This window comes from Streptomyces sp. NPDC026673, from assembly GCF_040638135.1.
GTDB lineage: Bacteria > Actinomycetota > Actinomycetes > Streptomycetales > Streptomycetaceae > Actinacidiphila.
Map to the genome: position 1 here is coordinate 1 of NZ_JBEZXR010000142.1, position 9,526 is coordinate 9,526.

At 74.9% G+C, this 9,526-nt stretch carries 6 protein-coding genes; 2 read left to right on the forward strand and 4 right to left on the reverse strand.

Going from position 1 to position 9,526, the window contains the following annotated elements:
• The first annotated feature begins 998 nt into the window (after nucleotides 1-998).
• Complete coding sequence (locus AB0F62_RS41715; RefSeq protein ID WP_361811811.1) at nucleotides 999-3,605, forward strand: AAA family ATPase; 2,607 nt, start codon at nucleotides 999-1,001, stop codon at nucleotides 3,603-3,605.
• On the opposite strand, the gene AB0F62_RS41720 is transcribed toward AB0F62_RS41715, so the two are convergent.
• Complete coding sequence (locus AB0F62_RS41720; protein ID WP_361811814.1) at nucleotides 3,596-4,459, reverse strand: 3-hydroxybutyryl-CoA dehydrogenase; 864 nt, start codon at nucleotides 4,457-4,459, stop codon at nucleotides 3,596-3,598. The two genes, AB0F62_RS41715 and AB0F62_RS41720, sit on opposite strands and share 10 nt — an antisense overlap.
• Nucleotides 4,460-4,775: 316 nt before the next feature.
• Here AB0F62_RS41720 and AB0F62_RS41725 point away from each other — a divergent pair, with 316 nt between their 5' ends.
• A complete protein-coding gene (locus AB0F62_RS41725) occupies nucleotides 4,776-6,047 on the forward strand; it encodes a family 10 glycosylhydrolase (protein ID WP_361811817.1) in 1,272 nt (423 codons plus the stop codon).
• 141 nt (nucleotides 6,048-6,188) lie between these two features.
• On the opposite strand, the gene AB0F62_RS41730 is transcribed toward AB0F62_RS41725, so the two are convergent.
• The 3 genes from AB0F62_RS41730 to AB0F62_RS41740 all read right to left on the reverse strand — a co-directional run bounded on the left by AB0F62_RS41730 (nucleotide 6,189) and on the right by AB0F62_RS41740 (nucleotide 8,964).
• Entirely contained in the window at nucleotides 6,189-6,392 is a 204-nt protein-coding gene (locus AB0F62_RS41730) for a DUF1918 domain-containing protein (protein WP_361811820.1), read from the reverse strand.
• A gap of 94 nt (nucleotides 6,393-6,486) precedes the next feature.
• Nucleotides 6,487-7,230 carry a nucleotidyltransferase domain-containing protein gene (locus tag AB0F62_RS41735; RefSeq protein WP_361811823.1) on the reverse strand — a complete coding sequence of 248 codons (744 nt, stop codon included), beginning with the start codon at nucleotides 7,228-7,230 and terminating at the stop codon, nucleotides 6,487-6,489.
• A gap of 273 nt (nucleotides 7,231-7,503) precedes the next feature.
• Complete coding sequence (locus AB0F62_RS41740; protein ID WP_361811826.1) at nucleotides 7,504-8,964, reverse strand: aldehyde dehydrogenase family protein; 1,461 nt, start codon at nucleotides 8,962-8,964, stop codon at nucleotides 7,504-7,506.
• Nucleotides 8,965-9,526 lie beyond the last annotated feature (562 nt).

Sequence of the window (9,526 nt, forward strand, 5' to 3'; positions counted from 1 at the left end):
CCCGCCCGCCCGCCCTCCCCCAGCCTTCGGCCGGGGGTGCCCCCATCCGGCGCGGTCAGGTGCCGCCTCGCGCGTGTGGGGGTGGGCCGGGTGCGGGGCCTCCGGGGCTGGGCATTCTGGACGCATATTTACGTGCGTGGCGGGCACTTTGCCTGGTCATCCCGGGTGCCGCACACAAATACGCCCAGTGTCCAGAACGCCCACCCCTACGACCCCGCCCCCTCCGTCTCGTAGCGCGCCTGATCCCCGGAGGGGTGAGACGGAAAGAGCCCCTCCGCAGACCAGCACGCGCCGCCACATCGGGGGCAGTGCGGCGCCCAGGGGAAGGAGGCGCACAGGGGCTTACTCCGGCGGAATCAGCGTGTGGTCGGGCACGGGTCTCTCGCGCTCTGCGTCATCCCGGCTTCATGTCTTCCCGGTCTCGGGTCTGGGGCATCTCCTGAGATGGACCCGTGGAGACACGTACCGGCCCGTGGCGACGTGGGAAGGCACTCTTGGCGCCTTGGAAGCCAGGGCGCCTCCATGCGCAGGTACGGGCGGCGGGCCGGGCTTCCTGTGTTCCGGCGCGTTGTCGTGGCGGAGGGGTGTTTCCCCTTTGACCACCCTCCGGGGATCAGGCGCGCTACGAGACGGAGGGGGCGGGGTCGTAGGGGTGGGCGTTCTGGACACTTACGTGTATTTGTTGTGCGGTATCCGGGACGGCAAGCGCAGGTGCCCGCCATGCACATAAATATGCGGTCCAGAATGCCCACCCCGGAGGCCCCGACCCCGGCCCACCCACACACGCGCGAGGCGGTGCCTGACCGCGCCGGATGGGGGTCCCCCCGGCCGAAGGTTGGGGGAGGGCGGGCGGGCGGGGAAACCCCCCAACGGCAACCACGCACCGCGTGCACGCGGCGACACGGGGTACCCCGGACCGGGCCGACGTGAGGCACGCCTCCGTGCGACCCTGACTGCGCCCATTGACAACGCACTTGAGCAAACGTTGTCATGAGCATATGCCGTCCCTGATCGGGCGTCGGGAGATCCTCGACCATGCCCGGACACAGCTGACCGCCGGTCCGGGCGTCCTGCTCCACGGCGCTGCGGGCATCGGCAAGTCGGCGCTGCTGGAAGCGCTGACCGACGAGGTCCCGCCGGGCGGCTTCGTGCTGCGCTGCGTGCCCGTCGAGGAGGACGTGAAGCTCCCGTTCGTGGCGCTGATGGACCTCTTCGCCCGCGTGCCGGAGGAGTACGTCGACGGGCTGACCGAAGGGCCCCGCGCCGCCCTGCGCGCGGCGCTCCTCCGCGGGCACGAGCCGGTGGCGACGCAGAGCCGGCTGGTCGTGCGGGACGCCGCCGTCGAACTGCTGCGGGCCCTCGCGGCGGCCGGACCCGTGCTGATCGTCGTCGACGACCTCCAGTGGCTCGACATGCCCAGCGCCGAGGTCCTGTCGCTGGCCCTGCGGCGGCTGCCACCGGGTGAGGCCGTGCGCTTCCTCGCGGCCGAGCGTGTCGTGGAGGGCGAGGAGCCGCGGGGTCTTCGCTGCTGCCCGCCCGGCACCGCCGCGCTGCCCGTGCCGCCGCTGTCCGACGGCGAGGTGGCCGAACTGCTGGTGGAGGACACCGGGGCGGAGCTGCCCGAGCCCGCGGTCCGCGCGATCCAGGACGCGGCGGCGGGCAACCCCCTCTACGCCCTCGAACTCGGCCGTGCCGCGCTGCGCGACGGCAGGCCCGCCGAGGCCGGTGACACCCTGTCCGTACCGCCCCGGCTGCGTGATCTGCTGCTGGACCGGGTGCGGTTGCTGCCCGCCTCCGCACGGCAGACGCTGCTGGTCGCCAGCGCCGCGGCCCGCCCCACGCTGCCGCTGCTCGCCGCCGCCGGGGTCCCGGATCCGGAGGGCGACCTGGCCACCGCGCAGGCCCTGGGGGTGGCCGTGGCCGACACCGAGGGAACGATCCGCTTCCACCACCCGCTGATCCGGGCCGCCGTCTACGCCGACGCCCCCGAGCACGGCCGCCGCACCGCCCACAAACTGCTCTCCCGCGTGGTCCCGGAGCCGGTGGAACAGGCCCGGCACCTTGCCCTGGCCCACCCGCACGCCGACGAGACCACCGCGGCCACGCTCAGTGCGGCCGCCGAGTCCGCACGGCGCCGCGGCGCCCCGGCCACCGCCGCCGAACTCGCCGCCCTCGCGGCCCGCCGCACCCCCGAGGACCGTCCGGCGGAACGCGCCGACCGGCTGCTGGCCGCCGCCGAGTACGCCTGCGACGCCGGGCTGCGCGGTGACGCCGAGAGGGCCGCGGGCACCGTGCTCGCCGAGGCCGGGTCCGCCCGGCAGCGGGTGCTCGCCCGGCTGATCATGCTCGGCAACGCCGGCCAGGCGCTCGGCGCCGCGGGCCGCCTCATCTCGGACGGCCTGGTGGAGGCCGAGGGGCACCCCGAGCTGGAGGCCCGGCTGCACCAGTGGGCCGCCCTCCGCCACCTCATCGGCGGGCGTCCCGCCCAGGCCGCCGCCCACGCGCGCCGCGCCGCCGACATGGCGCTGCCGGCCGGTGAGGCGGGAGCGGACGCCGTCGACACCCGGGTGGCCGCCCTGGCGCTGCTCGCCCGGCTGCACGCCCTGCACGGCGAGGCGGCGTCCGCCGAGGCCGCGCTCGGGGAGGCGCTCGGACTCCCCGTGCCGCCCGACGGACCCGGCGCCCGCGAACTGGTGCGCACCCGTGCGATCCTGGCCGCCGACGCCGACCGGATCACCGACGCGGAACGCGAGATGGCCGGCCTCCTGGGCAGGACCGGCGAGTACGCGTCCGTCGAGGAGACCGCCGCCACGCTGGTGGCGCTGATCCGCATCCAGGTGCGTTCCGGCCGCTGCCGCGAGGCCCTGGACAACGTCGCCCGATGCGCCGTGCTCCCGGTGCGGGCCGGCAGCGACTCCCCGCCGGTGCTCTACGCCGCCGCGCTCGCGGAGACCGCCGGAGGACGCCTGGAACGCGCGCTGGAGCTCGCCGACCGCACCATACGGGCCTGCATGACCGACGGGGACCAGCTGTTCATGCTGCGGGCGCTGGGCGTCCGCGGCCGGGCCCAACTGCTGGCGGGGGGACGGGAGAACACCGCGGCCGCCGTGGAGACCCTGCGGCAGGTGCGCAGGCTGGGCGAGACGATGGGCATCGCCGATCCGGTGATGCTGCGCTGGTACGGGGACCTCGCCGAGGCGACCGTCATCCTCGGCGACACGGACTCCGCCGCCGAGATCCTGCGCGCCGCCCGCCGCCGGGCCGGGGCGCGGCCCTCCGCCAGCGTGCTGTCGGCACTGGACCGTGCCGAGGGGCTGCGCGACTGCCTGCTGGGCCGCTCCAAGCGGGGCATCACCCGGATCCAGGCCGCCGCGGACCGGCTGCGCGGGCTCTCCCTCCCCATCGACCTCGCCCGGACGCTGATCGTGCTGGGCGCCGCCGAGCGCCGTCCGCGGCGGGCGGCGGCGGCCCGGGGCGCCCTGGTCGAGGCCCTGGAGATCAGCTCCGCGGTCGGTGCCGCCCCGGTCGAGGCCCGGGCCAGGGCGGAACTGGCCCGGCTCGACGCGCGGCGGGAGACGACGGCGCGGACGCCGAACTACACGTAGTCGTAGAAGCCGTGGCCGCTCTTCCGGCCCAGCCGGCCCGCGTCGACCATGCGCTGGAGCAGCGGGGGAGCGGCGTACAGCGGCTCCTTGAACTCCTCGTACATCGACTCGGCGACCGAGGCCACGGTGTCCAGCCCGATGAGGTCGGAGAGCTTGAGCGGGCCCATCGGGTGGGCGCAGCCCATCTCCATGCCGTTGTCGATGTCCTCGCGGCTGGCGATGCCGGTCTCGAACATCCGGATCGAGGACAGCAGATACGGGATGAGCAGCGCGTTGACCACGAAGCCCGCGCGGTCCTGGGCCCGGATCGGGTGCTTGCCCAGCACGTCGGTGACGAGCTTCTCGGCGCGCACCAGCGTCTGGCCGTCCGTGGTGAGGGCGGGGATCAGCTCGACGAGCTTCTGCACGGGCGCCGGGTTGAAGAAGTGGATGCCGATCACCTGCTCCGGGCGGGAGGTCGCCACGGCGAGCTTCACCAGCGGGATGGAGGAGGTGTTCGAGGCCAGGATCGCGTCCCGGCGGGTCACCACCTGGTCGAGCACCTGGAAGATCTCGGTCTTGACCTGCTCGTTCTCGACGACGGCCTCGATGACGAGATCACGGTCGGCGAAATCGCCGAGGTCGGTGGTGAAGGTGAGGCGCTCGAGCGTCGCGTCGCGCTCCTCCGCGGTGATCTTGCCGCGTTCCGCCGCCTTGTGGAGCGAGTTCGTCAGCCGGGTACGGCCCAGTTCCAGGGCCTCGCCGGTGGTCTCCGCCACCCGGACCTCCAGCCCGGCGCGAGCGCACACCTCGGCGATACCCGCGCCCATCTGGCCACAGCCCACCACACCGACAAAACGGATGTCGTCGTTCAACGCCCAGCCTCTCCCTGATCGCGAGATGAAGACCCGGACCGTTGTGCGGTCCGGACCAGCCCGCTCGACATTACACCCGGGTGGCGTACCGGAGCCGGTGCCGCTGCGCCGCGTCGCGCCGCGGCGGACCCGCCCGGTGACCGGGGCGGACGCCGCCGCGGACGCCCGCGCGCGGGAGGGGCCGGAACCGTCCCGCGGGGCGGGTGGGCCGGATGCCGCCACGGACACGCCGGTGGCGGGGGAGGTTGCCGGATGGACCGATTCGGCCCAGTATCAGCGAAATATGAATATGACGGGCGATCAGGGGGCAGCAGCGATGGGCCGACTCTCACGAAGGACCTTCGCCGCGGGCGCGGCCGGGGCATTCGGCTCGGTCCTCACCGCGCGCGAGGCCGCGGCGGCGGTCACCGGAGCGGCGGCGGAACCGAACGGCGCGGGGGCGGGCGGCCCCGGCACCGTGGACCAGTTCCGCGGCATGTGGCTGGCGACGGTCGGCAACCGCGACTGGCCCTCCCGCCCCGGTCTGCCGGCGCGTCAGCAGCGCGACGAGCTGCTCGGCTTCCTCGACGTCGCCGTCGCCCGCCGCCTCAACGCGGTCGTGATGCAGGTCCGGCCGACCGCCGACGCCCTGTGGCCGTCCCCGTACGAGCCCTGGTCCGAGTGCCTGACCGGTGTCCAGGGGCGGGACCCCGGGTGGGACCCGCTGGGCACGGCCGTGGAGGAGGCGCACGCGCGCGGGCTGGAACTGCACGCCTGGTTCAACCCGTTCCGGATCGCCAACCACGGGGACCCGGCCCGGCTCTCGGCGGACCACCCGGCCGCCGTCAACCCGGACTGGGCCGTCCCGTACGGCGGCAAGCTCTACTACAACCCCGGACTGCCCCAGGTCCGCCGCTTCGTGCAGGACGCCATGCTCGACGCCGTCCGCCGCTACCCGGTCGACGGGGTGCACTGGGACGACTACTTCTACCCCTATCCCGTGGCCGGCCGGCACTTCGCCGACGACGACGCCTTCGCCGCGTACGGGGAGGGCTTCGACGACCGCGCCTCCTGGCGGCGCGACAACATCGACCTGCTCGTCGGCGAGACCGCCACGCGCATCCGGGCCCTGCGTCCCGCCACCCGCTTCGGCGTCAGCCCCTTCGCCGTCTGGCGCAACCGCGGCACGGACCCGCGCGGCTCCGACACCCGGGGCGGCGTCCAGACGTACGACGACCTGTACGCCGACACCCGCGGCTGGGTCCGCAAGGGCTGGATCGACTACATCGTGCCGCAGGTGTACTGGCACATCGGCTTCGCCGTCGCCGACTATGCCGCGCTGGTTCCCTGGTGGGCCTCCGTCGTCGACGGCACCCGCGTGCAGCTCTACATCGGGGAGGCCCTGTACCGCGCGGGCGCCGCCGGGGAGGCGGCGGCCTGGCAGGACCCGGCGGAGCTCTCCCGCCACCTCGACTTCGACCGGAACCATCCCCAGGTGCTCGGCAACGTCTTCTTCTCCGCCAAGGAGGTCGCGGCCGACCCCATCGGCGCCATGTCCCGGGTCGTCGCCGACCACTACACGACGCGGGTCCGCACACCGCGCGGCTGACGGCGAGGTCCGTCGGCGAGGTCCGTCGGCGGATCCCGGAGTGGGGCCCCGGAGAAGTCCCGCGCGGGCCCGCGGGCACCACCAAGGCCGCGGCCGCGCGGTGCGGCGGCCGCGGTCCGGCGCGATCCCGTGCGGTACGGCTCAGCGGGTGGGCGTCCCGCCCCGCTCGTGCTCCACCGTTGAGTCCGGCCCGGGGGACAGGATGCACTCGTGCCCGTCGTCGTACCGGACGCGGTACGGCGGCTCGCCACCCTGGCCCATGACTTCGACGATCTCGGCGACCTTGTCGTGCTGGCCGACGACCCGCCCGTGCTGCCTGACCCGGTCACCCTTGTTCGCGTGCATCGGTAGACCTCCTGAGTACTCGGCGGTCCGCAGCCTTGCCCCTCCAGTCTAGGTTCGGGCGTCCGCTCCGCACCCCCTGGAACAGGCCCGGGTCTCAGTCCGGCCGCAGGCCGAGCTCCGCCAGCATGCGCGGGTCGGGGGTGCGCCGGTAACCCGCCCACAGCGGGCCGCCGCAGGCGTGCAGCACCGCGTCGACCGCCGTGGCGAAGGCCTCCCGCGGGCCGCCGCGTACGAGGTCGCGGTAACCGTCCAGCAGGAGCGCGGCCAGCTCGGGGTCGGCCTCGCGCAGCCGGCGCGGCAGCCACTTGCCGCCACCGCGCCAGTGGCCGCGGGTACCGAGCAGCAGGTCGGCGGCGCGGTCCAGCAGGGCCGCGGCCACGGCGAGGAGTTCCTCCTCGTCCCGGGCGCCGAGGAGGTCGTCGCGCAGGTCGGTCACGGCGTAGCGCCCGTGGTCGCGCACGGTGTCCGGGACGGCGGGCGGGCCGGCGGCGAGGATGCGCTCCGCCGCGTCGCGCAGCCGGGCGGCGGTGCCGTCCCGGTCGAGCAGGACGACCCCCCGGGCGCACATGAAGGCCATCGTGCCGTTGCCGCGGTCGCGGTCCCACTCCATGAAGGCGCGCGCCGACTCGGGCGTGTGCACGAAGAGCTCGACCGGCCAGGAGCCCCAGGTGAGCGACTCGGCGTGGCATCCGGCGGGCGGGTCGAGGACGACGACCACGTCCAGGTCGGACGTGGCGGTCCCCTCGCCGCGGGCGGTGGAGCCGCCGAGGAAGCCGCCGAGGGCGTCGGGGAACCGTTCGGTGAGCAGGGCGCGGGCCGCGATGATCGGATCGTTCATGCGCGGACCCTACGCGGCCGCCCGAACAGGGGCGACGCCTTTAGAGGTCGCGGGGACCGGCGGGACGGTGTCGCGTGCCGATGGCTCTCGCCGGGCGGCGTCGTCGTCGGTCGACGCGGTCCCCCGTGGCCCTTCGGGCCCGTGAGGTGCCCCCACCGCTGCGTCTCCCTTCTCCGCATTGCCGGGCTCGGCCCTCGAACCGTTCCTTGCCCCACCCCACCTGTCCGCGCGGCCTCCTACGGCGGCGCCCCGGCCGTCGCGCGGTCGGGAGGCTCAGAACGGGTAGTGCGCCTGCTGTGTGGCGAGGGTGACCCAGCGGGTGTTGGAGAACGCCTCCAGGCCCCAGCGGCCGCCGAAGCGCCCGTAGCCGGACGCCTTGAAGCCGCCGAAGGGCGCCTGCGGCTCGTCGGCCACCGACTGGTCGTTGATGTGCACGATGCCGGTGCGCAGCCGGCGGGCGACGGCGAGCCCATGGGTGCCGTTCTCGGTGATGACGCCCGCGGTCAGGCCGTGGTCGGTGTCGTTGGCCAGGGCCACGGCCTCGTCGTCGTCGGCGAAGGCGGCCACGGTGACGACCGGGCCGAAGGCCTCGCCGTAGTAGATCTCCGCGTCCTTGGGCACGTCGCCGAGCACCGTGGCCGGGTGCACCGCGCCGTCGGGCGCACCTCCGCCGGCAAGGACGGCGGCGCCCTTGGCGACCGCGTCCTCCACCAGCGCCGCGACACGACGTGCCGAGGCCGCGCTCACCAGCGGACCCACGACGGTGTGCGGGTGGGAGGGATCGCCCGAGGGCAGCGTGGCGACCTTCGCGGCGAACCTGGCCGTGAACTCCTCGGCGAGGCTGCGGTGGACGAGGATCCGGTCGCCGGACATGCAGATCTGCCCGGAGTTCAGGAAGACGCCGAAGACGGCGGCGTCGACGGCGTAGTCCACGTCGGCGTCGTCCAGCACGAGGATCGCGTTCTTGCCGCCGAGCTCCAGCACCGCCGGCTTGAGGTGGCGCGCCGCGTGGGTGCCGATGATCCGGCCCACCTCGGTCGAGCCGGTGAAGTTGACCATACGGACCCTCGGGTCCGCGATCAGCGCCTCGGCGACCTCGGCCGCGTCCTCGCGGGCGTTGGTGACCACGTTGAGCACGCCGTCCGGGAGCCCCGCCTCGCGCAGGAGGTCGGCCACGAAGAGGCCGCAGGCCACCGGCGCGTCCTCGCTCGGCTTGACCACGACGGTGTTGCCCGCCGCCAGCGGCGCGGCGACGGCGCGGACACCGAGGATGATCGGGGCGTTCCACGGCGCGAAGGCGGCGACGACACCGACCGGCTCGCGCACCGCCATGCCGAGGACGCCCTCCTCCTGGGCGCTGAGCACCTCACCGCGCGGTGCCGTGATGGCGGCGGCCGCCTCGCGGAGGATGTTGGCGGCCAGCCCGACGTTGAAGTACGCCCAGGGCCGGGTGCCGCCCGCCTCGTGCGCCATGATCTCGGCGGCCTGCTCGGTGCGGGACTCCAGCAGGTCGGCGGCCGTCAGGAAGATCTTGCGCCGTGCGAACGGGCCGAGCGCGGCCCACTCCGGGAAGGCGGCCTCGGCCGCGTCCACCGCCCGGGTGATGTCCTCGGCACCGCCGGCGGCGACGGTCGCGTAGAGCTCCCCGGTGAAGGGGCTCACGTCCTCGGCCGTACGTCCGGAGGCGGCGGGGACGTCCTTGCCGCCGATCAGCAGTTCACGGGTGATGGTCATGGCAGCCCCTGTTCCGGCGCGCGAACGCCCCTGTTCGCACGGTGAACTTACGTTCATTGAACGTATCGAGCACTGAGTCTGCGACGCGGCCTCCGTGCTGTCAACGGACCGGGACGGGGGAGTGCGGCTGCGGCACGGGCCCGGGGCGCCGCGGGGGTGCGCGGTTCCGGGGGACGGGCCGTCCCGGCGCGGAGGCCGGTGGCCGCCGGTGCCGTGGGCGGAGTGGTCGCGGCGCCAGGAGGGCGGCGCCTGTGGTGACGGCTGCCGCTGGGCGCGGGCGCCCGGGGTGCAGAAGGGGGCTGTCGCGGCGCCGGGGCCGGTGCCTGCTGCCCGGCGGGGGCCGGGACTCCTCGCGACCGCTGTCCCGGTGGACGACGCGGCGCTCGTCGTGCGGAAGGGGCTGCCGCGGGCGCCGTGGGCCGGGTGGTCGCGGCGGTCCCGTCAGGAAGGCCGGGGGTCAGGTGCCGGAGGGCCCGCCGTGCCGGCGCCGGCACGGCGGGCGTCCGTCGGGGGGGCCGCGGGGCGGCGCGGGCGTCAGGTGGCGTCGCGCGGGGCGCGCTCG